The organism is Nonomuraea sp. WAC 01424 (genome assembly GCF_003947315.1).
Lineage (GTDB): Bacteria > Actinomycetota > Actinomycetes > Streptosporangiales > Streptosporangiaceae > Nonomuraea > Nonomuraea spiralis.
The window spans coordinates 156,423-179,600 of sequence record NZ_QHHZ01000005.1 but is presented as its reverse complement, the minus strand read 5'-3'; the positions used below and the strand labels follow the sequence as shown (position 1 = coordinate 179,600).

The 23,178-nt window shown below is 71.4% G+C and carries 20 protein-coding genes; 9 read left to right on the top strand and 11 right to left on the bottom strand.

The window, feature by feature from the left end:
- Position 1: 1 nt before the first annotated feature.
- The gene (locus DMB42_RS15685) at positions 2-1,570 is read right to left on the bottom strand and encodes a carboxyl transferase domain-containing protein (protein ID WP_125635158.1); all 1,569 of its coding nucleotides are present in this window, start codon (positions 1,568-1,570) and stop codon (positions 2-4) included.
- A gap of 109 nt (positions 1,571-1,679) precedes the next feature.
- Between DMB42_RS15685 and DMB42_RS15680 the strand changes: the two genes are divergently transcribed.
- Together DMB42_RS15680 and DMB42_RS15675 are read left to right on the top strand one after the other, a co-directional pair.
- Entirely contained in the window at positions 1,680-2,231 is a 552-nt protein-coding gene (locus DMB42_RS15680) for a TetR/AcrR family transcriptional regulator (RefSeq protein WP_125635156.1), read from the top strand.
- A 113-nt stretch (positions 2,232-2,344) separates the two neighbouring features.
- Complete coding sequence (locus DMB42_RS15675) at positions 2,345-4,564, top strand: thiamine pyrophosphate-dependent enzyme (RefSeq protein ID WP_221762171.1); 2,220 nt, start codon at positions 2,345-2,347, stop codon at positions 4,562-4,564.
- Here the strand turns inward: DMB42_RS15675 and DMB42_RS15670 are convergent.
- Together DMB42_RS15670 and DMB42_RS15665 are read right to left on the bottom strand one after the other, a co-directional pair.
- Positions 4,553-6,142, bottom strand: coding sequence for a serine/threonine-protein kinase (locus tag DMB42_RS15670; RefSeq protein WP_125635152.1), 1,590 nt, complete (start codon positions 6,140-6,142; stop codon positions 4,553-4,555). The two genes, DMB42_RS15675 and DMB42_RS15670, sit on opposite strands and share 12 nt — an antisense overlap.
- Positions 6,143-6,188: 46 nt before the next feature.
- Positions 6,189-6,893, bottom strand: a complete 705-nt coding sequence (locus tag DMB42_RS15665; protein ID WP_125635150.1) for a M50 family metallopeptidase — start codon at positions 6,891-6,893, stop codon at positions 6,189-6,191.
- A gap of 34 nt (positions 6,894-6,927) precedes the next feature.
- Between DMB42_RS15665 and DMB42_RS15660 the strand changes: the two genes are divergently transcribed.
- From DMB42_RS15660 to DMB42_RS15650, 3 genes are read left to right on the top strand one after another with little or no spacing between them, the layout of a single operon-like run.
- Positions 6,928-7,812, top strand: a complete 885-nt coding sequence (locus DMB42_RS15660; protein WP_125635148.1) for an amidohydrolase family protein — start codon at positions 6,928-6,930, stop codon at positions 7,810-7,812.
- Positions 7,813-7,819: 7 nt separating this feature from the next.
- Positions 7,820-8,296, top strand: coding sequence for a nuclear transport factor 2 family protein (locus DMB42_RS15655; protein WP_125635146.1), 477 nt, complete (start codon positions 7,820-7,822; stop codon positions 8,294-8,296).
- A 15-nt stretch (positions 8,297-8,311) separates the two neighbouring features.
- A complete protein-coding gene (locus DMB42_RS15650; RefSeq protein ID WP_125635144.1) occupies positions 8,312-9,430 on the top strand; it encodes a magnesium and cobalt transport protein CorA in 1,119 nt (372 codons plus the stop codon).
- Between the two features lie 549 nt (positions 9,431-9,979).
- Here DMB42_RS15650 and DMB42_RS15645 read toward each other — a convergent pair.
- Positions 9,980-10,180 (bottom strand): hypothetical protein, encoded by a 201-nt coding sequence (locus tag DMB42_RS15645; protein WP_125635142.1) that lies wholly within the window; start codon positions 10,178-10,180, stop codon positions 9,980-9,982.
- Positions 10,181-10,189: 9 nt separating this feature from the next.
- Between DMB42_RS15645 and DMB42_RS53210 the strand changes: the two genes are divergently transcribed.
- The 4 genes from DMB42_RS53210 to DMB42_RS15630 all read left to right on the top strand — a co-directional run bounded on the left by DMB42_RS53210 (position 10,190) and on the right by DMB42_RS15630 (position 14,503).
- On the top strand, positions 10,190-10,351 hold the full coding sequence (locus tag DMB42_RS53210) for a hypothetical protein (RefSeq protein WP_185844676.1): 162 nt from the start codon (positions 10,190-10,192) through the stop codon (positions 10,349-10,351).
- Entirely contained in the window at positions 10,348-12,411 is a 2,064-nt protein-coding gene (locus tag DMB42_RS15640) for a hypothetical protein (protein ID WP_125635140.1), read from the top strand. Before DMB42_RS53210 ends, DMB42_RS15640 begins: the two co-directional genes overlap by 4 nt.
- A gap of 32 nt (positions 12,412-12,443) precedes the next feature.
- Complete coding sequence (locus DMB42_RS15635) at positions 12,444-12,959, top strand: hypothetical protein (RefSeq protein WP_125635138.1); 516 nt, start codon at positions 12,444-12,446, stop codon at positions 12,957-12,959.
- A 722-nt stretch (positions 12,960-13,681) separates the two neighbouring features.
- Positions 13,682-14,503 (top strand): fumarylacetoacetate hydrolase family protein, encoded by an 822-nt coding sequence (locus DMB42_RS15630; protein ID WP_125635136.1) that lies wholly within the window; start codon positions 13,682-13,684, stop codon positions 14,501-14,503.
- A 239-nt stretch (positions 14,504-14,742) separates the two neighbouring features.
- Here the strand turns inward: DMB42_RS15630 and DMB42_RS15625 are convergent, their stop codons facing one another.
- The 7 genes from DMB42_RS15625 to DMB42_RS15595 all read right to left on the bottom strand — a co-directional run bounded on the left by DMB42_RS15625 (position 14,743) and on the right by DMB42_RS15595 (position 23,173).
- Positions 14,743-16,260, bottom strand: a complete 1,518-nt coding sequence (locus DMB42_RS15625) for a heparinase II/III family protein (protein WP_125635134.1) — start codon at positions 16,258-16,260, stop codon at positions 14,743-14,745.
- Between the two features lie 71 nt (positions 16,261-16,331).
- Entirely contained in the window at positions 16,332-17,228 is an 897-nt protein-coding gene (locus tag DMB42_RS15620) for a CU044_5270 family protein (RefSeq protein ID WP_125635133.1), read from the bottom strand.
- Entirely contained in the window at positions 17,221-17,808 is a 588-nt protein-coding gene (locus tag DMB42_RS15615; protein ID WP_125635131.1) for an RNA polymerase sigma factor, read from the bottom strand. Before DMB42_RS15615 ends, DMB42_RS15620 begins: the two co-directional genes overlap by 8 nt.
- Positions 17,809-17,904: 96 nt before the next feature.
- Positions 17,905-18,855 carry a winged helix DNA-binding domain-containing protein gene (locus DMB42_RS15610; protein ID WP_185844675.1) on the bottom strand — a complete coding sequence of 317 codons (951 nt, stop codon included), beginning with the start codon at positions 18,853-18,855 and terminating at the stop codon, positions 17,905-17,907.
- 8 nt (positions 18,856-18,863) lie between these two features.
- A complete protein-coding gene (locus DMB42_RS15605; RefSeq protein WP_125635127.1) occupies positions 18,864-21,035 on the bottom strand; it encodes a DUF3488 and transglutaminase-like domain-containing protein in 2,172 nt (723 codons plus the stop codon).
- Positions 21,032-22,126, bottom strand: a complete 1,095-nt coding sequence (locus DMB42_RS15600) for a DUF58 domain-containing protein (protein ID WP_221762170.1) — start codon at positions 22,124-22,126, stop codon at positions 21,032-21,034. The genes DMB42_RS15605 and DMB42_RS15600 overlap by 4 nt, the downstream gene beginning before the upstream one ends.
- Positions 22,127-23,173, bottom strand: coding sequence for a MoxR family ATPase (locus tag DMB42_RS15595; RefSeq protein WP_260477717.1), 1,047 nt, complete (start codon positions 23,171-23,173; stop codon positions 22,127-22,129).
- Positions 23,174-23,178 lie beyond the last annotated feature (5 nt).

Below are 23,178 nucleotides of genomic sequence, written 5' to 3'. Positions count from 1 at the left end.
ATCACATCCGGAAGACGCCGTAGCCGGCGGGTTCGAGCGGCGCGTTGGCCGCCGCGGACAGGGCCAGGCCGAGGACGGTACGGGTGTCGAGCGGGTCGATCACGCCGTCGTCCCAGAGCCGGGCGGTGGAGTAGTAGGGGTTTCCCTGGTGCTCGTACTGGGCGCGGATGGCGTCGGCGTCGGCGTTGCCGACCGTGGTGAGCACGTTCGCCGCCTGCTCGCCGCCCATGACCGAGATGCGGGCGTTCGGCCACATCCACAGGAACCTGGGCGAGTACGCCCGCCCGGCCATGGCGTAGTTGCCCGCCCCGAACGAGCCCCCGATCACCACCGTGAACTTGGGCACCCGCGCGCACGACACGGCGGTCACCATCTTGGCGCCGTGCTTGGCGATGCCGCCCGCCTCGTACGCCTTGCCGACCATGAACCCGCTGATGTTCTGCAGGAACACCAGCGGGATGCGGCGCTGGTCGCACAGCTCGATGAAGTGCGCGCCCTTCATGGCCGACTCGCTGAACAGGATGCCGTTGTTGGCCACGATGCCCACCGGGTGGCCGTGCAGGTGGGCGAAGCCGGTCACGAGCGTGGAGCCGTACTCGGCCTTGAACTCCAGGAAACGCGAGCCGTCCACGAGGCGGGCGATCACCTCGCGCACGTCGTAGGGCTGGCGGGTGTCGGCGGGGACGAGCCCGTGGAGGTCGCGCGGGTCGTGCAGCGGCTCCTCGGGGGCGACGGTGTCCCAGGGACGGGGGGCTCTGGGGGCCAGCGTCGAGACGATGTCGCGGACGATGGCCAGGGCGTGGGCGTCGTCCTCGGCCAGGTGGCCGGTGACGCCGCTGACCCGGGAGTGCAGGTCGCCGCCGCCCAGTTCCTCGGCGCTGACCTCCTCACCGGTGGCCGCCTTCACGAGGGGCGGGCCGCCCAGGAAGATCGTGCCCTGGCCGCGGACGATGACGGCCTCGTCGCTCATGGCCGGCACGTACGCGCCGCCGGCGGTGCACGAGCCGAGCACCGCGGCGATCTGCGGGATGCCCCTGGCCGACATCGTGGCCTGGTTGTAGAAGATGCGCCCGAAGTGCTCCCGGTCGGGGAAGACCTCGTCCTGCTTGGGCAGGAACGCGCCGCCGGAGTCGACCAGGTAGACGCAGGGCAGGTGGTTGTGCAGCGCCACCTCCTGGGCCCGCAGGTGCTTCTTGACGGTCATCGGGTAGTACGTGCCGCCCTTGACGGTCGCGTCGTTGGCCACGACCACGCACTCGCGCCCGGCCACCCTGCCGACCCCGGTGATGATCCCGGCGGCGGGCGCCTGGTCGTCGTAGAGGCCGCCGGCCGCCAGCGGCGACAGCTCCAGGAAGCGGGACCCCGGGTCGAGCAGCCCGTCGACGCGGTCGCGCGGCAGCAGCTTGCCCCGCTCGACATGACGCAGCCGCGACCGCTCGGGACCGCCGAGCGCCGCGACCGCCAGCCGTTCGAGCAGCTCGGCGGACAGCCGCTCGTTGAGCTCGGCGTTGCGCTTGTACGCCTCGCTCCCGGGCTCCACGGCCGACTTCAGCACCGGCCAGTCGCTCATGAGTCCCCTCTCGTCATGGCCGAGATGTTAGTCATCATTAACGTAACCGTCTAGCATGTGAGACGTGACCACTGCCTCCACATCTACCCGCGGGCGCGGCGGAAGGCGCATGGAAATCCTCACGGCGGCCGCCCGCCTGTTCGCCGCGCGCGGCTTCCACGGGGTCTCCATCGAGGACATCGGCGGCGCGGTCGGCGTCTCGGGCCCCGCGCTCTACCGCCACTTCAGCGGCAAGGAGGCCCTGCTCGCCGAGATGCTGCTCGACGTCAGCTCCCGGCTGCGGGAGTCGGCGGTGGCGGTGGCGACCTCGTCCCACGGGCCGGCCGAGACGCTCGACGCGCTGCTCGACGCGCAGATCGCGTTCGCGCTCGACCAGCCCGCGCTGATCACCGTGCACGACCGCGAGCTGGGCAACGTGCCCGAGCCCGAGCGCCGCCGGATCAGGCGGCTGCAGCGCCTCTACGTCGAGGAGTGGGTCACCGTGCTGGCCGAGCTGCACCCGGCCTGCCCGGCCGCCCGGCTGCGCGCGGCCACCCACGCGGTCTTCGGGCTGCTCAACTCGACGCCGCACAGCGCGGGCGAGCTGCCCGACCACGACATGCGCCCGCTGCTGCACGCGATGGCCCGCGCCGCGATCGAGGCCAGTGTTAGCGATCGCTAACTGATCGGCGACAACTCTGACAAACGGCTACAGAACGGGGTCAAACGGTCCGGTCCACAACCTGTCATGGACTCCGGCAGACGGCGGCGGCGATGACATACATAATCGTGGGTGTGGCGCGCGACACTGTTGAGACTCATTTCATCCAAGCCGTTGCGGCGCTGAAGGCAGGCCCCGCCCGAGATCCCGGCGGGCCGGTGCGCGAGGGCACCTCGCTGACCGGCGACCGGTGCCGGACCCTGTTCCAGCGCCAGCTCGACAGCCGCCTGCTCGACATCGCCGCCCGCTGGCTCCGCGAACAGGACGAAGGCTTCTACACGATCGGCTCGGCCGGCCACGAGGGCAACGCCGCGGTCGCCGCCGCGGCCAGGGCGAGCGACCCGGCGCTGCTCCACTACCGGTCCGGGGCCTTCTACCTGACCAGGTCCGAGCAGGCCGGCCGGCTGCCCGAGCAGGGCATCCGCGACGTGCTGATGGGGCTCACGGCGGCCGCCGACGAGCCGATCGCGGGCGGCCGGCACAAGGTGTTCGGCCATCCCCACCTGGCCGTCATCCCGCAGACCTCGACGATCGCCAGCCACCTGCCGCGTGCCGTGGGCGTGGCCTTCGCCATCGAGCGGGCCGCCGCGCTCGGCGACCGGTCGGCCTGGCCGCCCGACGCCATCTCCGTGTGCAGCTTCGGCGACGCCTCGATCAACCACGCCAGCGCCCTGTCGGGCTTCAACACCGCCTCCTACGCCACCTTCCAGGGGCAGCCGCTGCCGATCCTGTTCGTGTGCGAGGACAACGGCATCGGCATCAGCGTGCGCACCCCCAAGGGCTGGGTGGAGGCGGCGGCCCGGCGCACCGGCATCGCCTACTTCGCCGCCGACGGCTGCGACCTGGCCGACGCCTACGACGCCGCCACGCTCGCGGTCCAGCACGTCCGGGCCAACCGCTCCCCCGCGTTCCTGCACCTGTCCACCGTGCGGCTGATGGGCCACGCCGGGTCCGACGTCGAGTCGGCCTACCGTACCCAGCGGGAGATCCGCGGCGACATGGAGCGCGACCCGCTCCTGCGCACCGCGCGGCTGCTGGTCGAGGCGGGCCTGGAGACGCCGGAGGAACTGCTCAAGACGTACGAGTCGGCGCGTGAGCACGTCCTGCGCATCGCGCTGGAGACCACCCGCGCCCCGCGGCTCGGCGCGGCCGAGGAGGTCATGGAGCCGATCGCGCCGCGCCGCCCCGACCTGATCGCCAACATCAGCCCGACGGCCGGCGAGAGCCCCGTCAGGGAGAAGGCGTTCGCGGGCACGCTGCCCGAGCTGGAGAAGCCGCTGACGTTGTCGCAGACCATCAACCGCACGCTCGCCGACGCGCTGGTGGTCTACCCCGAGATGACGGTCTTCGGCGAGGACGTCGCCAAGAAGGGCGGCGTCTACGGCGTCACCCGGGGGCTGCAGAAGCGGTTCGGGGCCGCGCGGGTGTTCGACACCCTCCTCGACGCGCAGGCCGTCCTCGGGCTCGCGCTCGGCTCGGCGGTGTCCAACCAGCTTCCGGTGCCGGAGATCCAATACCTGGCCTACCTGCACAACGCGCTCGACCAGATCCGCGGCGAGGGCGCCACGCTGTCGTTCTTCTCACGCGGCGCCTACACCAACGGCATGGTCGTACGGGTGGCCGGCTACGCCTACCAGAAGGGCTTCGGCGGCCACTTCCACAACGACAACGCGGTGGCCGCGCTGCGCGACATCCCGGGCCTGGTCCTCGCCTCGCCCGCGCGCCCCGACGACGCCGCCGCCATGTTGCGCACGTGCCTGGCCGCCGCCCGCACCGCCGGGTCGGTGTGCGTGTTCCTGGAGCCGATCGCGCTCTACCACACGCGCGACCTGTTCGAGGAGGGCGACGGCGGCTGGCTGGCGTCGTACACCGCGCCGGCGCGCTGGCGGGAGACGCACGTGCCCATCGGACAGGCGCGCTCGTACGGCGAGGGCCGCGACCTGACGATCGTGACGTTCGGCAACGGGCTGCGGATGAGCCTGCGCGCCGCGGTCCGGCTCACCCAGGAGGGCTACGGCTGCCGCGTCCTCGACCTGCGCTGGCTCGCGCCGCTCCCGGTGGACGACCTGCTGCGGGCGGCCGAGCTGACCGGCAAGGTGCTGATCGCCGACGAGACCCGCCACTCCGGGGGCGTGTCCGAGGGCGTCGTGGCCGAGCTGCTCGACGCCGGGTTCACCGGGCAGGTGGCGCGGGTGACCTCGGCCGACAGCTTCATCCCACTGGGCGACGCGGCCAACCACGTGCTGCTGTCGGAGGAGGAGATCGAACAGGCGGCGCGCAAGCTACTGGGCTGAGCGCGCGCCTCGGATGCAGGCCGGTTTCGACCAGGCGACCGTGGAGTCCCGCGAGATGCGCAGCGGCACGCCCACCAGGAAGCAGTAGCCGGTGTCCGGGTCGAGGCCGGCGACGCGGGTGGTGGTGTCGCCCTGGCTCAGGGCCGTGACGGCCTGCCCGTTCGCGCCCGCCGGCGAGCGTTGCAGGACGATCGGATAGCGGCGGGCGTCGGCCGGCAACACCCAGCTCAGCTCGACCAGGGTGCCGCGGTCGGCGGTGACCTTGAGCTTGCGGGGGGCGAGCGCGGCGACGTCCCGCTTGCTGATCGGCGGCTCGGCGGTGGCGGTCGCGCCCGCCTCGGGCCGCTGGCCGGCGGTGGGGGTGGGGCCGGGGCCCGGGCCGGCCGTGCGCTGGAGCGACAGATAGACGGCCAGGCCCGTGCCGCCGATCGCCACGGCCGCGACCGCGCCGCCGACCATCAGACGTCTTCTGAGGTTGCCCGCGCCCGAGGGCGGCGCGGTGGTGGCCTCCCGGTGCCCGTGGGGGCCGCCGGGCTGCTGCGGGACGTGCCGGCGTACGGGCTCGCCGGGCAACCGGCTCCCGGTGGCGGGCAGGGAGAGCTCGCCGGGCTGCCACGGCCCCTCGGCACCCCCGGAGTACGGCGGGGTGGCGGTGGGGGGCGGGGCGTCAAGGGGGTCGTGGGGGCAGCGAGGGACGGTGGTCATGGTGGGGCCGGGGCCCGGGTCCTGGCCGACCAGGTCGGTGACCGACAACCCCAGCTCGGCCTGCACCTCCTGCAACCGCCGTGCCAGCTCCCTGGCCGAGCCGGGACGCAGTTCGGGCTGCTTGGACATCGCCCCCAGGATCGTCGCGAGCACCGCCGGCGGCACGTCCGCCCGGTTGATCGGCGGCGGATCGAGGCTCAGCACCCGGTACATCAGCGGCGCGATCGACGGGTCGGCCGGGTTGTGGAAGGCGGGCTGCCCGGCCAGCAGGTGGTAGAGCGTCGAGCCGAGCGAGTAGATGTCGGTGGAGGCCGAGTGCGGCTGCCCGGTCAGCACCTCGGGGGCCGCGTGCAGGGGGGTGAATGCCTGCGAGGTGGCCGAGATCTCCGCGGAGTCGACGACCCTGGCCACGCCGAAGTCGGCGATGGCGAGCTCGCCGTAGCGGGAGATGAGGACGTTCTGCGGCTTGATGTCGCCGTGCAGCACCCCGGCCTCGTGCACGGCGGCCAGCGCGCCGGCGAGCTTGACGCCCGCGCGCAGCACGTCGGGCACCCCGAGCGGCGCCTCCTTGCGGATACGGTCGCGCAGCGAGCCGTTCTCGAAGAAGTCCATCGCGATGTACGGTTTGCCCGAGCTCGTCACTCCGGTGTCGAAGACGGTCACGACGTTGGGGTGGCCCGTGAGGCGGCCGGTGAGCTGGAGCTCGCGCTGGAAGCGGCGCATCGTACGCTGGTCGACCCGGTCGACCGACAACACCTTCAGCGCCACGACCCGGTCGAGGCGTTCCTGGTAGGCGCGGTAGACGACGGCGAACCCGCCCTGGCCCGCCTGATCGAGTACCCGGTAGCCGGGCGCGTCCTCGACTGGCAGCACGGCACTCCCCCCTGTTGCGGGTGAGTTTAATGTGAAATTTCGGCTTTCAGGGGGCCAACGGATTCATCAGGTACGCGCCGAACACCACCGACACGGCGGCCACGAGCAGGAAGAAGAACACGTAGAAGCCGCCGGGCAGGAACGTCAGCCGGGCGAGCTGGTCGGCGTCGGAGTCTCTGGCCTGCCGGCGACGTCGTTTGCGCTGCAGCTCGACGATCGGCCGCACGCCGCCGAACAGCAGGAACCACGTCGCGACCATGGCCACGATCTGCTGGACCTCGGCGGGGGCGTACATGGACAGGGCGAACACCGCGCCGCCGGTGACCAGCAGGATCAGCGCGCCGTAGAGGTTGCGGATCAGCAGCAGCATGCACACCAGGAAGAGCAGCACGCCCCAGATCAGCAGCGTGATGCGGCCCTGCTCGGTCAGCCACGCGGCGGCCAGCCCCAGCAGCGAGGGCGCGAGGTATCCCGCGAGCGCGGTCAGCACCATGCCGGGGCCGTTGGGGCGGCCCCTGGTCAGCGTGACGCCGGAGGTGTCGGAGTGGAGCCGGATGCCTTCGAGCTTGCGCCGGGTGAGCAGCGCCATGACCGCGTGACCACCCTCGTGGGCGATCGTGATCAGCCCCCTCGACACCTGCCAGGGTGTGCGGAACGCGACGACCGCGAGCGCGGCCAGAGCCGAGACCAGCACGACCCAGGGGTCGGGGTCAGGCTGAACCTTGATCAGGTGGGCCCAGAGCATGTCCATCGAGGAGAAACACTAGCCGGGTAAAGTCCCGGTTGTGGCCGCAGAACGACATTCTGACGCGGACGTCCCGGCGTGGTGGCGCGGGCTCGGGCTACCGGGCCTGATCGACCTGCATGTGCACTTCCTGCCCGAACGGATGGAACGCCGGGTCTGGCATCACTTCAACCACGGCGGGCCGTTGATGGGCGCCGGCTGGAAGATCGAGTACGAATGGCCGGTCGAGGAACGGCTGACGAGGCTGCGCGAGATGGGCGTACGACGATTCCCCGCGCTGGCGTACGCGCACCGCCCCGACATGGCGCGCGACCTCAACGCCTGGACGCTCGCCTTCGCCCGCCGCAACCCCGACTGCCTGCCGTCGGCGACGTTCTATCCCGAACCCGGCGCGGCCGACTACGTACGGGCGGCGCTCACGGACGGCGTCAAGATCTTCAAGGTGCACCTCCAGGTCGGCGGCTTCGCCCCGGCCGTCCCCGAGCTGATGGAGGTCTGGGGGCTGCTGGCGGAGGCCGGCGTGCCCGTGGTCGTGCACGCCAGCTCGGTGCCCGTACCCGGCGGCCACGTGGGGCCCGGCCCGATCGGCGCGGTGCTGGCCGCCCATCCCCGGCTGCGAGTGGTGATCGCGCACCTGGGCATGCCCGAGTACGAGCCGTTCTTCGACCTGGCCCGCCGCCACGAACGGGTCGCACTGGACACCACCATGGCCTTCACGGACTTCTCCGAGCGCGGCATGCCCTTTCCCCACCGATTGCGCCCGGTTCTGCGTGATCTCGGGCTGGCGGGGAAGGTGGTGCTCGGCAGCGATTTCCCGACGATTCCGTACCCCTACGTACATCAGCTCGACGCGCTCGCCCGCCTGGACCTCGGCGAGGCGTGGCTGCGGGCGGTGTGCTGGGACAACGGTGCGGCCATGATCTGATGGCAAGGTGAACGATCGGCACGTGGCGCTCATCGGCGCCTTCTACGACGCTCTGGGCCGCGCGGACTTCGCGGCCATGGAGCGCTGCTACCACCCCGAGGTCAGCTTCGGCGATCCCATCTTCCAGGAGGTCGAGGGACGCGACCGGGTGATGGCGATGTGGCGGCTGCAGCTCGGTGTGCGCGACGGCCTGAAGTCCGAGTACCAGGACGTCCAGGCCGACGAGTTCAGCGGGTCGGCCCACTGGACCGCCCAGTACACCTTCTCCAGCACCGGCCGCCCGGTCGTCAACGAGATCGACGCGCTGTTCAGGTTCGAGGACGACCTCATCGTCCGCCACCACGACGAGTTCGACTTCAGACGCTGGTCCAGAATGGCTCTCGGCAGACCGAACGGGCTGCTGTTCGGCTGGACGCCGATGTGGCGCAAGACCATCAGAGACCGGGCGACCCAGGAGCTCAACGGCTTCGCGTCGTCCCAGTAGCCGGATCGGAGGGGCATGGCCAGGGTGAAGGGGTTCAGGCGCAGCGGCGACTCCCACGAGGAGGCACCGGAGCACTCGATGGACCCGCGCGCCGGCGAGGAGCCCCCCTACCGGCCCACCGTCATCGACAACGCGATCTATCAGAACGGTGAGCGGGTCGACAACCCCGGCTCGCTCGCCGACGCCTTCGAACGCCTCAAGCAGATGCCCGGCAGCATGGCCTGGATCGGCCTCTACCGTCCCAAGGAGTGGGAGCTGGTCAAGCTCGCCGAGGAGTTCGAGCTGCACGAGCTGGCGCTGGAGGACGCGATCGTCGGCTCCCAGCGCGCCAAGGCCGACCGCTACGGCGACACGCTGTTCGTCGTGCTGCGCGCCGCCCGCTACCTCGACGACGTCGAGGAGGTGGCCTTCGGCGAGCTGCACGTCTTCGTCGGCCCCAACTTCGTGATCACTGTACGCCACGCCGAGGCGCCCGACCTCCAAGGTGTGCGCAAGCGTATGGAGTCCGACCCCGACCTGCTGCGCCAGGGCCCGCAGGCCGTCCTGTACGCCATCCTCGACGCCGTGGTCGACGGCTACGCGCCCGTGGTGGCCGGGCTGCAGAAGGACATCGAGGAGATCGAGGTCGAGGTCTTCAGCGGCGACCCCTCGGTGTCGCGGCGCGTCTACGAGCTGTCCGGCGAGGTGATCGAGTTCCAGCGGGCCACCGCGCCGCTGGTCGGCATGATCAACGGCTTCATCGCCGGCGCGGCCAAGTACGGCGTCAACGACGAATTGCAGAGCTACCTGCGCGACGTCGCCGACCACGCGATCACGGTGACCGAGCGCATCTCGGCCTTCCGCCTGATGTTGCAGAACATCCTGCTGGTCAACTCGACGCTGGTGACCCAGGCCCAGAACGCGGAGATGGCCCGTATGACGGAGGCCAGCATCCAGCAGGGCGAGGAGGTCAAGAAGATCTCCGCCTGGGCGGCCATCCTGTTCGCGCCGACACTGGTCGGGACCATCTACGGGATGAACTTCGACTTCATGCCCGAGACCCACTGGTTGTTCGGGTATCCGTTCGCGATCATGCTGATGGCGGCGGTGTGCCTGGTGCTCTACATGGTCTTCAAACGCCGCAACTGGCTCTGACCGGGCACCCGTTCATCCGCCGAGCGGCAAGACGGACACACGCGCCATCCCCCTACCGACGGCCGGACGCGGCAACCGAAGACCAAGGGCCGGCCACACCTACCCGGCCCCCTGCCCTGCTCGACCCCGTTCACCATCACGCTCGTTGACCACGCAAGGGACGCCTCCGGGATCCGCGCCACCGGCCACGTACCGGCAGAGGCGCGCCACCACCTCCTCCGACGCCCAGCCGGAACCACAGGGGGCTGATGAAGTGGTGCAGGGTCACGACGCAGGCGAGACCCGTGGTCCAAGCAGCCTTCGACCCTCCGGGGAGTGCGCGAACTGCGCGCCCGCAGCCCCTGTCCCTCGACCGGCACCAAGCTTGCCACGCCCACTCCCCGCTCCCGGGGCTCACCGCCACCCCTCGCACCCCCTCAGTGACCCGCCACCCCCTCGCCCCCCTTCAGTGACCCGCCCCGCACACGCCTGCCCCTTAGGACTCCCCTCAAGCCCAGCCCCTCCGACCACAACGGCACAAACAGAAACATCACCACATTCTCCCCGAATTCATTCCCACAATTCACCACCCTCCCGTGCCCGATTCACCCGATACCGCAATTCCCATTTCTCCTCCAGCGACCCGCCGGTTAATATGCCATCGACCCCGGTCCTCCCCTCCACAAAGCGCAACGAAATCGGGTGATGATGGCGACGCAGCACGAAATAACCGCCGCCCGGCGTCACATCGAACGACTGCGCGACGAACACGCCAACGACGTGATCACACTCATCCGCCTGGTGGACGGCGGCGCGCTCAAGGGCCCCGCCGGCGACAACCTCGCCGCCGACCTACGCACCTGGGACCGAGGCTTCAAAGACCTCTTCACCCGCGCACTGGGCCTCCTCGACACCCTCCACCCCTCTGAGCCCACCCCATGACCCCGTCCGTCGGCATCGACCCCGCCCTGATGACCCAGCTCATCAATGGCATGAAGCGGGCGAGCCACACCCTCCCGGACGTCGGCCGCCAAGTGGAACAGACCCTCACCACCCTCGGCGTACCCCTCTGGGGACCAGGCCATCTGTCGTCCATCGGCCGCCAGATGAACGACCGGATCCCCTCCCTCCAGGGCCGCCTCGACCTCATCCTCGCCACCCCCGACCGCCGATCGGGAACAGGCGGCGGCGTCCTCTGGGCCGACGAATCCGGCTGGCTCTCGAAATCCCCTGCTGAAGGCATGGCGTCCGCCACTACGCTGGCCGCCGAAATCCGTACGAAAATCACGTCCCGTTCGCTGGACGCGCAAACCGTGGCCGAACTCGAACGGCACAGGAACGACCCGTTCTTCGCCGTGGCCTTCCTCACCATGATCCCGCCGCGCGAACTCACATCCCTCATTTCACGCGCCTACTCCGCGGACCTCCCGCCGTCCAGCCGCCCGCTCCTCTACGACACCGCGATCCAGGACAGGTTCCTCACCATGCTCAGTACGCTGCTCGGCACCGCCTCCCACGGCGTGGGCCGGACGCGACTGGCCGCCGACTACGCCGACCGGCTGATCGAGGACATCGACCACCCCCAGAACGCGTACGCCGTGAAGAGGCTCCTCCAGGACGGCGACTTCGACCACGCCTTCCTGCTCGCCCTTGTCCGCAAACTCCACGACAAGGACCTGGCCCATCCCCCCGACCTGACCCTCCCCCGAGACCCCTGGACGCTGCCCGGCCCACGAGACGTCTCCCCCGGCGACCTCAGCCCCCTGGGCACCGCCCTGATCGCCCTGGCCCACCACCCCGCCGTAGCCCAGGACTTCTTCACCGACCCCGCCCGCAAGCCCCTCGCGTACCTGATGCGCGACCACCCCTGGCTCGGCGGCGCCGACACTGACCTCGGCTGGGCCATCCAGGCCGCCACCACCGAGTTCCGCGACCACGACCTGCCGCCTGGTGGGTCACGCGGCTACAAGTCCGCCCTGATCGCCTCCTGGGCACTCCGCTTCTGGAGCGCCCCCAAAACCCAGACCAACCTCCCCACCACCCGCCCCCACCTCGCCGCAATCCTCACCCAATACATCAGCGACGTACACCGCTCCACACAGCTCTTCGGCAAGGAGGTACCAGGTGTCATGGCCAACCTTGATCCGGACAAGGACCTGAGTGGCCGGGAGCCTTATGGTGCGAGGTTCAACGCGGATGAGACCAAGAGGGCCATGACGTGGCTCTTTGAGGACGACGACGCGTTCCGGACCGTCAGTGCCGCACACGGTCTCTACGCCGCCCGAATGCTGGACGAACTCGCGGCCAAGATCGCCGCCGAGGTCGAACGCGACTTCACAGCCTGGCGGGAGTCTCATCCGGCGGCCACCTGGAAGCAACTCGACAAGATGCGCCAGGACATTCTCGAGGAGCACATGGTTCGCAGCGGAGGAGCGGAATTCGCCGCGGCGGTTGGTGATCTCGGCATGACAACCTGGGTAATCGCCGATGCGGCCAACATCTCCTCGATCGAGAAGGCCAAAGCGGATGACGTCCGCACGAGGACCTTCAAGCAGTTGACCGAACAGGTCGTCGGGCTGGTCCCGACACCACCGGGGAAGTTCATCGGACTAGTGGTCGACACGGCCGAGAGCCTGGTCTTCGACAAAGTTACGCCGAGTCACGAAGAACAGGCTCGCCAGGACGCGGACACCGCGCTCGGAGCGGCCAAGCACATGTTCACTGATCTGACGGCATCCGTGATGATGCGCCATGGCCTGTTCGGAGAGGTCTCAGCCCAGACACACCCGTATTACTACGAGGACTTCGCCCCTGGAGCGACAGGTCACTTCCTCACAGACAAGGGCATCAGACCTTGGGCCGAGATGAGCGCCGACCAACGCTCCGCCTACGAGGAGTGGCTGTCGTTGCACACGACGGGCCGCGTCTTCAACCGGCCGGATGACGCCCTCGCACTCAGTTTCAAAGAGGCGGAGAAGCACTATGTGGGGCGTACCTCATGAGAAGGCAACCATTACTCGCCCCCATCGTTGCCTTGCTCACCCTCGTGACGGCATGCTCCTCGCCAAGTGTCCCGGCGGCGGACGCCCGCCCCTTGGGCAATGTGACCGCCACTCCGCGAGAATGCGGCCTGATCTCGACGAACGCCATCCAGATTGCCACCGGCTTCAAGGAGTACAGAGCCATCGGAACGAAAATGAGCGAAGGGCGGTTCGCATCCTGCTCGATCGCTGACGATCTCGGCTCGAAAGGCAAGCTGGGGTTGGTGATCAGAATCCATGAACCGTCTCCGCTCAGCCCTGAGGGGTTGAAGAACACCAAGGCGACCACCGGAGGACGTGATCTGCCTGGAGGACTGGGACCGGGATTCGCCTCACGGCGCGAGGACGTCGGCGACCAGGCGGTCGCCTTCGTCTACGGCTGGACGTCTGACTATGAACACCTTCTCAGCATTGAGGTGACGGAAGGGGCACCGGGCCGCGATTCATTGGCGGATGCGGTCGAGTTCTTCCGGCAACTCAAGCCGCTCCTGCTCACACCGTCCAAATGACGTGTGGTCGCGATCACCGTCGGCGGCCGACGCCGTGGTGATTGCGCCTGAGGCCGGGACGTCGGTCGGAGTTGAGAGCAGGACCTTGCTCCCATGGTTTTGTGGGCGGGCAGTATCGTGCTGGGGCTGTCGCCTTCGTGCAGGATTTGCCGGGGGCTCGATCCTGGCCAGGAGCGTACTTCTGGGCTGTCCTGACCGTGGATGCGCAGTTGGTGCAGGGCGAGCCAGCGCGGTCGTCTGCCGCTGCTGAGGTGAGGAACGGGCGGTCGGTACGTGTGGGGCTCGTGGCGGGTGATGGGGGATGCCGGGTTCCTTGCGGGGGTGGGGGCCTTGAGGCGTTTCTTGTTGCGTGGCGTGTGGAGGAGGGGGGCACGTTGTCGACCGAGTCCAGGGGTTATGAGGGTTTGTTCCTCATAGCAGAACGCTGATGCTGGGTGCGGAAGCCTTCCTCTAGCTTGGGCACCGTGAACCCCGAGGAGGCTGTATACGGGTTTGGCGGACGGTGATCAGGTCCGGCTCAAGTGCCCAAGGCGGAGGCCTGTGCGTCCCAAGCCCTGTACGGACGCGACCTGTTCGCGGTAGGTGGTGGGGTCTCGAGGCCGGGGTTCGGGGCTTGTCGGGGTGAGTGGGTGGTGGGCAGGCATGAGGTTCCAGGTGTAGGGCTGGTTGTTGCTTTGGCGTGTCCTGTTTGAGGGGCTGCGTCAGTATTGAGAGGAGCTCGTGTGAGGCTCGCGACGTTGCGGCTGCCGCGCCGTACGGCTGCTGTGCGGATCGACGGGGAGCTTGCCGTGGAAGTCGGGGCGCCCGATGTCGGGATGTTGCTGGCTGATCCGCGGTGGCGGGAGGTGGCGGCGGCGGCGGACGGTGCGCGGCATCCGCTGTCGACGGCCGATCTGGCGCCCGTCGTGCCGGTGCCGGGGAAGATCATCTGTGTCGGGCTCAACTATCGCAGCCACATCCTGGAGATGGGGCGGGAGTTGCCGGAGTATCCGACGGTGTTCGCGAAGTTCGCGGAGGCGTTGATCGGGCCGTACGACGACATCGAGCTTCCGGCGGTGTCGCAGGCGATGGACTGGGAGGCCGAGCTGGCGGTGATCGTCGGGGCGGAGGTGCGTAACGCCTCCAGGGAGGAGGCCGAGGCGGCCATCGCGGGGTACTCGGTGCTGAATGATGTGACGGCTCGGGATTATCAGAGCCGTACGCTGCAGTGGTTGCAGGGCAAGACGTTCGAGGGGACGACGCCGTTCGGGCCGTTTCTTGTCACGCCGGATGAGATCAGCGGGGCGATGACCATGCAGTGTGAGGTGGACGGTGAGGTGGTGCAGCAGGCGGACACGGCTGATCTGGTGTTCTCGCCGGGTGAGCTGATCGCGTACCTGTCGGAGATCCTCACGTTGCGGCCGGGGGACGTGATCGCGACCGGTACGCCTGGGGGTGTCGGGCATGCCAGAAAGCCGCCTCGGTATCTGGGGGACGGGAGCAAGGTTGTCACTCGGATCGCCGGGGTTGGTGAGCTGGTGAACACGGCGCGCCGTCGCGCCTGAGGTGCCCGTTCCTGAGGCATTCCGCACCTGAGGCATTCCGTGTCTGAGGCATTCCGCGCCTGCCTCGGCGCGAATGAGCCGCCTGACCGGGAGATGCCTGGCTCGGCCGGGCTACGCCATGCCAGCAGCCTCTGCGGCAGGGGACGGCCCTCCGCGGGTACGGCCCCGCTGCCGCGACGGACGAAGCCCCTTCGTGCCGACGCCGACCAGCTTCGCGGCGGGTGCGACACCGGCCGCACCTACGCGGGCCAGGGCCACGGTAGGTGGAGGGAGGCGAGGTCGGGAGGGGTGGGGCCGGGGATCAGGGCGGTCAGGACGGTGGGGGCTGCTCCAGATGTGATGGTTACGGCCTGTTCGGTGTGTAGGTAGCTGGTGGCGATTGTGGTGGTTCCTACTTCCATGCCTGCCGAGGGCCATTGCAGGAACGTGACGCGCCGGTCGCCGTCGCCGAGCACCACCGCGTCCGCGCGTCGTTCGACCACCCGCAGCGCCGGGTCGAAGTGCCACAGGCTGCGGAGGGTCCCCGAGGGCACCGAGTCGCGTACGGCCAGCAGGTCGTCGCCGTGCCGGACCAGGACGTGGCGGGTTCTGGTGACGCCGTAGGCGTCGTCGGCCAGTTCGAAGGACTGCTGGTCGGGGCCGAGGTCGGCGTTCAACAGCTGGGTGGCGGTGCCGGGCCGGAAGGTCCCGGACGTCGGGACGGGCACGTTGTGCGCCTGCGGGGTACGGGTCCAGGCGGCGTACTCGGTCCGTTCGTAGGAGTGGAACCCGGCCTCGGTCAGGATGCGGCGGCCCTGGGCGCAGTAGGTGACGCCGAGGTGGTCCTCGTGGCCGTGCAGGCGGCGGCCGGGTCCGAACCTGATCGAGTAGTGGGCCGAGCGCGGGTCGTCCCAGGCGGTCCGGCCGAAGACGTAGCCGGCGTCGAAGACGCGTACGGGCGGGCCGTCGTGAGGGAAGCCGGGGGCGCGGGTGTCGGCCGGGCTGTCGCCGATGGGGGTCAGGCGGCCGTCGGGCTGGGTGGCGTGGGCGATGTAGCCCTCCAGCGCGGTCCTGCGGGCGGCGAGCCGGGCCGGGACCGGGGCGCCGCTCGCGGCGACGGCACGCAGGGCCACGCCGAGGCGGCGGTGCACGTACAGGCCGTAGCGGGGGGCCTGCTCGTGCAGGACGCCCTGGGCGTCGACGGCCAGTTCGGCCGAGGCGGTCATCCTGCGTACGGCCAGGTCGCGCCACTTCGCCCGGCCCAGCCGGCAGCCGACGACCAGCAGCGCGATGTCCTGGTCCAGGCCGTGGTTGTGGCCCGCCCGGTAGAGCGCCGGGTCGGCCAGGACCTCGCCGTGCGCGGCCAGGCTCTCCCACAGCAGCGGGGTGCGTACGTGCTCGCTCAGGCAGACCAGGACGGGGGCGCGCAGCGCGACGGCGTGCTCGGCCCATGCCCAGGAGCTCACCCCGTGCCCGCCGCGCGGGTTGCCGCGGATCCACTGCTCGGCCACGTCGGCCGCGCGGTCCAGGCAGGCCCGCTCGCCCGTGCGTTCGTACGCGGCGACCAGCCGGCCCGCCCAGCGCAGCGTGTGCAGGTTCAGCGCCCAGGAACGGTTGCCGTACGGGTCTGTGGTCCAGTCGATCTCCGTACCGAGGTCGGCGGGCGGCAGGCCGGCGAACCTGACCTGGCCGCGCATCACCTCCGCCACGTCGGCGGCGGGGAACTGGTCGCTCAGGCAGATGGCTCTGCCGGTGGTCGTGCGGGCACGCCAGAACACGTCGCGGCTCCTGTTTCCGGGCACGCGGAACTCGCCGCGCGGCGGTTACGCGTCCGATGGGTGAGGGTGGGTCAGTGCAGGTCGGGGGCCTGGTCGGTCCAGCCTGCCGACAGGACGACCTGGGATGCGCCCGTCCCGCCCGCGTCGGTGCCGGCGAGGACCTGCGAGGTGGCCGGGTCGATGATCAGCGTCCGGCGGACGCCGGTGGGCAGCGGGTAGCTGAACGCCTCACCGGGACGGCCGCGGGGGTCGGCGCGTCCGCCCAGGTAGCGGACGTCGGGCAGGTCGGCGAGCGCCCGGTAGGCGGCGGCGCGTACGGCGGGGGGCGACGGCTTGCTCCACAGCAGGCCACTGAGCGCGTCGGCCAGCAGTCCCGCCGAGCCCGGGGGCAACATCGCGGCCACGCGCTCCCTGAGCGCCGCGGGGTCGGCGGGCAGCTCCTGGATCTGCCGGAACGTCAGGTCGCGGCCCGCCATGCTGAACGGCGACCGGCCCGTCACGGGGACGATCCGGGCGCGTCCAGCGCAGCCGTCGCCCGAGGCTGGGGTGCCCGAGGCTGGGGTGCCCGAGGCTGGGGTGAGGGTGCAGGTCCAGGCCTGGCCGTCTCTGGTGGCCCACAACTCGGTCAGGCGGTCGCCGTCGTGGAGCCTTGCGATGTGCCAGTAGGCGGCCTGCCGGCCGGAGGCCGCCGTGGTGGCCGCCGCGAGCAGGATCGAACGGCCCGGCACGGCGGGCGGCGTGCCAGGAAGCAGTACGAGGGCCACGGCGATCGCGGCGGCCGCGGCCAGGGAGAACGCCGACAGCCGGGTCAGGCGCCGGCGGCGGCGCGCGGCCACGACCCGCCGCCACACCCGGGTCTGCGCGTGGGGCACGGGCTCCGGCTCGCCGTACAGGTCGCGGATGGAGCGGAGCTCGTCGGAGGTGAAGGGGGCAGAGGGCGGGGCGTCGGAGGTGCGGGGGTCAGGCATGGGTGGCCTCCTCCAGGACGTGCGCGCCGAGCAGGCCGCGCAGCTTCCTGCGTGCCCGGCTGAGCCGCGACCCCACGGTCCCGTACGGGATGCCGAGCGCGGTGGCGATCTCGTCGTGGCTCAGCCCCGCGAGCGCGACGAGCAGCAGTACGTCACGCTCGCGCCGGTCGAGTTCGGCCAGGGCGGCGGCCAGGTTCGGGCGCAGGCTCTGGGCGCTGACGCGCAGGGCGACGGCGTCCTCGTGGCCTGGGGCGTCGGCGTCGGGGCCGAAGCGGCCGAGCGCGCGCAGGGTACGGGCCTCCAGCCGGCGCTGTTTGCCGATGAGGTTGGTGGCGATGCCGTAGAGCCAGGCGCGTACGCCGGCGCGCGAGGGGTCGTAGTGCGCGCGCTTGCGGAAGGCGGTCAGGAAGGTCTCGGCGACGATGTCCTCGGCGTGGTCGGGGCCGAGGCGCTGGGCGACGTAGTTGTGGATCTCGCCGAAGTACCGGTCGAACACCTCCTCGAAATGTTCGTCGAGCGTGCGTTCGCCGGGCGCGCGGGCGGCCCACGGCACCGCCGTCGCGATGGTCTCCCCCGTCATGTCCAGCCTTCCGATGCATCGAGTGGTCTGTCTTGTATCACCCGACGCGCTGGATTGCTTTCACGGCGGGCAGCCGTCCCGTCCGAGAAGGTACGTTCAGCGCCCGGTGAGGAAGCGGCGGACGTCCTCGATCTCCTCCTGGACCGGGCCCTCGGGCAGCTCGTCGAACGGCAGCACGCTCACCTGCGCGCCCTTCCTGGACCACACGCCCCTGATCGTCCCGCCGGCCAGGACGACCGGGCGCAGGATGCCGCCTCCGGGAAACACCTTGGCGCCGTGCTCGGGGGCGAGGATGGCGTCCCTGCCGCGCCAGCCCATCAGATACTCGTCGAAGGCGGGGGCGAGGCGCACGACGGGCTCGCCCGGTTCGGGCGGGTCCTGGTCGGCGCTCGCCCGCCAGGCCGCGCGGGCCTCGCCGAGCGGCAGGCCCGACCAGGCGGCCAGGTCCTCGGGGCCGGCCGGGTGGTGGGCGCGCCGGTAGCGTACGGCCAGCTCCTTCAGCGCGCGCCCGCGGTCGGGCTCGGGCACGACGGGCGCGCCGAGCCAGTCCCCCGTGTGCACGTACGTGGGCTTGCCCGCCCGGGACGGGCCGAGCACCGCCAGGCCGTGATGGGCGGCCAGCGCCACCAGGTGCACGACGCCCTGGCCGCGGGCCCGTCCGGCCAGGCGTTCCTCCAACTCGGCCTTGGTCAGCGGGCCTTGGCCGGCGAGGGCGTCCGTGATGAGCGGGAGCAGGTCGTCGCCCGTGACGCCCTCCTGGCGCAGGCGGCGCAGGGCGGCGGTGTCGCTGCTGGTGAGGGTGTGCATCCAGGGCAGGTCGCCGACGTGCACGAAGTGCAGCGTGCCGCGCGGGCCCCACGTCCGGACGATCTCGCGGGCCTGCCAGGCGGCCTCGACGGCGGCCGGGGTGAGCGTGGCCGAGCGGGCGCGGAAGGCCAGCAGGGCGGACGGCACGTCCTGGGCCTGGATCGCGGTCAGGTGCCGGACGACGTCGCCCGCGGTGAGGCCGGGCGGGCGGTGCAGGAGCTGGGCCTCGACGCTTCTCATGGCCTGGATCATCGCAGGAGGAGGCGGTCGCGCAGGCGGGTGGGGAGGGGGGTGCGTGATCGTACGGCGCGGCGGACGGCGTCGCTGCGTTCCCAAGCGCGGACGGCGTCGGCGAGGTTGACGTCGTCAGGGGCGTACCGCACGAAGTTTGATATTTCGGCCAATGGCCTGAGATGGGTGGTGATGTCGGGTGGCTGGCCGGTCAGGACGTCCTCGGCGGTCAGCGTGTGCCCGCCGCCGAGCCGCAGGTCGTGACAGCTCTGCCGCCAGGCGCCGAGCACGCGTTCGCCGGGCCCCCGGCCGTTCCTCCTGGAGCGCCGTCGCCACCAGGGCAGCACGGCGGCGGTCAGCGCGTACGCACCCAGCAGGCCCCCGCCCGCGACGGCCGCGAGCAGCCAGGGAGACGGGCCGTCGCCGGGCCGCTCGCCCTCGCCCCGGGATCGCGGCCGGGCCGTGCCGGACCGGTCGCCGCCGCCGCGCGTGAACTCGTCCTCCAGCTGCTCGCTCTCCTCGATCGCCGAGGAGACGACGTCGTGGTCGTCCTTGGCGCCGCTGCGGCCCGGCGTGGGATAGAACGGCCGCCAGCCCAGCTTCTCGAACTTGATCTCCGCCCAGGCCATGACGTGGCCTGATTTAACGTGATAAATCCCGCTGACCGGCTGTCCGGGCCGGAACCCCACCACCACCCGCGACGGCAGCCCGAGCGTCCTGGCCATGAGCGCGAACATCGCCGCGAACTGCTCCGACGTGCCCCGGTGCGTGGTCTGCAGGAAGAACTCCAGGCCCTTCAGCGAGTGGCCGGGCGGCGCGGTGACGTCGTAGGAGGCGTTGGTACGCAGGTAGCTCTGCAACCGGTACGCCTGCTTGATCGGCGCGTCCGCGCCCTTGGTGGCCTGCTGGGCGAGCCCCCGGAACAACTCCTCCTGCGGCCCACGCGGGAACGCGGTCAGCGCGGGGTCGTCGTGCGCCGGGGTGGCGGCCAGCAGGTCCTCCTTGGACGGCTCGGCCACCTTCGAGGTCACCTCGTACGCGAACCCCTTCCCAGGCGTTTTCCCAGGGCCACTGCCCGCGCCGGGGTCGGCGAGCAGGGCGCCGCTCTGCGGGTCGGCGGCCAGCCCCCGTACCCCGGCGACCTCGACCGGCCGTTCGGCGGCGGGCAGCCACGTGCCGGGCAGCCCGGTGAGGGTCACCCGCTGCCGTACGAGCCGTGCGGGGCCGGTCCACTCCCCCTCCGGGATCCGGCCGCCCGTGGGCTGGAAGCGGGCCCCGGAGCTCCAGCGCACGCCGTCGTAGCGGTCGAGCACGGCCAGCCGCCAGTTGAGCGGTTTGTCGGCCTTGACGGTGAACAGTTCCCTGTCGGGGATCTGCAGCCAGCCCGAGACGCGGTCGAGCGGGCTCACGCTGTCCACCCGGCGGGGCGGGGGCAGGTCGGCGTCCTGCCTCAAGTCGTACGGCTGCGCCGCCACGGGCAGCAGCGGCGCGACCAGCAGCGCCAGGCCGGCCAGCGCGGCGACGGCGGGCACGCCCGCGAGCAGCCAGACCGGTGACCGGTCGTCGCGGATCTGGGCGAGGGCCGCGACGAGCACGAACAGGGCGGCGGCGACCGGCAGGTTCGAGCCCTCGCCGTCCACGCCGAGCAGCAGCGCGGCGGCGTACACGGCCAGGGCGGGCACGGCGGCGGCGATCCTCGTGCGGGTACGGGTGAGGGTCTCGGCGCCGATGACGGCGGCGGCCCAGACGAGCGTGTGCACGAGGACGAGCAGACGCGGCTCGGGCTGGGCGGGCAGCAGCGTGGTGAGCAGCGCCTGCCAGGCGTTGGCGACGTCGGCGAACACGCCGGGGGCCAGGCCGCGGTAGAGCGGGATCGTCCCGGCGAACCAGGCGGCGAGGTCGAGCACGAGCGCCAGCCACAGGGGGCGCCGCGCGGTCAGCGCCGCCACCACGGCGGGCGCGACGGCGGCGGGGACGACCGCGAGCACGAGGTCGCCCCCGGGGAAGACCCGGTGGAACCCCCACCCGGCGACCCCGGCCACGGCCGCCACCACCCCCAGCCCGGCCCACCTGCGCCACCCCGCGCCCCCGGCCCACACCCCACCGCCGCGAACCCCGGCCGCATGAGAACCGGCCGCACGGGGTCCGGGCGCGGGAGCCGCGGGCGTGCGGGTCGTAGGGGTGGTCATCGGGGGCTCCAGGCCAGGGGGAGGGCGTCGAGGTCGGTGAGCGGGATGACCGTGACGCCGGGCGCGCCCGCCGGTCCCGTCCCGGTGTGTACGCAGATGACCCGGTCGAAGCGCCGCCGTACCCCGGCCGCCCGCGCCACCTCCGCCGCGTCCCCCGTGACCAGCACCAGCGACCCGCCGCCGCGCGCCATCCGCAGGGTCTCCGCGACCCCGGACGTACCGGGCCGGACCTCGGCGAGGCGGTCGAGGATCGCGTCGGTATCGACCTTGCCGTCCGGGACGCCCGCGTCGCCCGCGAGCACCCGCACCGGGAACCCGGCCCGCGCCGCGGCCACCGCCACGGACGCCGCCACGTCGACCGCCAGTTCGGTCAGCTCCCGCGGGTCCAGGACGACGGTCGTGGTGGGCAGGCTCGCGTCGATGAGCTGGCGCACCATGAGCGTGCCGGTCCTGGCGCTGGACCGCCAGTGGACGTGCCGCAGGTCGTCGCCCACGACGTACTCGCGCAGGGTATGGAAGGTGACGGTGCCGCTGGGCGCGTTGTCGCTGGTCGGGCCCTCCAGGTGGTGGGCCTTGCCGGATGGCGGCACGGGGAGCGCGACCGTGCGCGGGCGGACCAGGAGGGTGCGGCTGTCGCCGTACCGTCTGACGCGGCGCGTGAGGCCGAACGGGTCGGCGCGGACCAGCAGCAGCGGCCCGACCGGGATCTCGCCGCGCACGTCGGTGGGCAACGGGTACGACACCGTGCGCGCGGCGTTCCGCGGCAACCGCGGCAGGCCGATCAGGTGCTCGGAGTGCCCGATGCGGTCCTGGACGCGCAGCCCCGACAGGCCGCGCCGGCCGCGGTTGACCACGTTCAGCACGGCGACCGCCGCCTCGCCGCGCGGCACCTTGAGCGGCGTCACCTCGCGCCGCACCTCCAGGTCCGGCGCGGAGGCCGTCCAGGCGAGCGCGGCGGCCAGCGCGAGCACGCCGCCGGTGGCCAGTACGACGGGCTCGGGGTAACCGAGCGCGAACCCCGCCGCGTAGAGCGCCGCCGAACCCGCGAGCGTGGCCCACCCGAGCGGGGTGAACAGCTCCGTGAGCCGCATCTACGCCGCCTGCGGCACCGGCATCCCGGCGAGGATCTCGCCGAGCGCGGACGCGGCGCCGACCTCGCGCAGTTCGGCCTCGGGCGTGAGGATCAGCCGGTGGGCGAGCACCGGCACGGCCAGCGCCTTGACGTCCTCGGGCACCACGTAGTGCCGTCCGGCGGCGGCGGCCTTGACCCGGGCGGCGCGCAGCAGCGCGAGGCTCCCCCGAGGGCTGGCGCCCAGCCGCAGGTGCGGGCTGGTACGGGTGGCCCCGCACAACCCGACGATGTAGTCGTAGACCGGGTCGGCCACGTGGATCCGGGAGGCGAAGTCGATCATCCCGGCCACGTCCGTCGCCCGTGCCACCACCGGCAGCCGCTCGACCTGCGGCCCGGTCGGCCCGCCCTTGAGCACCTCGACCTCCGACACGTGATCGGGATACCCGACGGAGATCTTCATCAGGAACCGATCGAGCTGCGCCTCCGGCAGCGGGTACGTGCCGTCCATGTCCACCGGGTTCTGCGTGGCCACCACCAGGAACGGCCGCGGCACCGGGTGCGGCTCGGCGTCGACCGTGACCCGGCGTTCCTCCATGACCTCCAGCAGGGCCGCCTGCGTCTTGGGCGAGGCCCGGTTGATCTCGTCGGCGAGCACGATGTTGGCGAACACCGGCCCCTGGTGGAACTCGAACTTCTGGTGCGCCTGGTTGAAGATCGACACGCCGGTGATGTCGCTGGGCAGCAGGTCGGGGGTGAACTGGATGCGCCGCCACTCGGCGTCCACGCTGGCGGCGAGGGAGCGGGCGAGGGTGGTCTTGCCGGTGCCGGGCACGTCCTCGATGAGCAGGTGGCCCTCGGCGAACAGGCAGATCAGGGCCAGCTCGATGGCCTCGTGCTTGCCGCGGATGACCCGTTCGATGTTGCCGGCGAGCAGTTGGAAACGCTGCGCGAACTGGCCGGCCAGGGCGGCGGACTGCTGCGGCTGTTGCGGCTGCTGGTGCTGCGGCTGTTGCGGGTAGGCGTGGGCGGTCTGCTCGTACTGGTCCTGGTAGTTGTACTGGGTCAACCGAG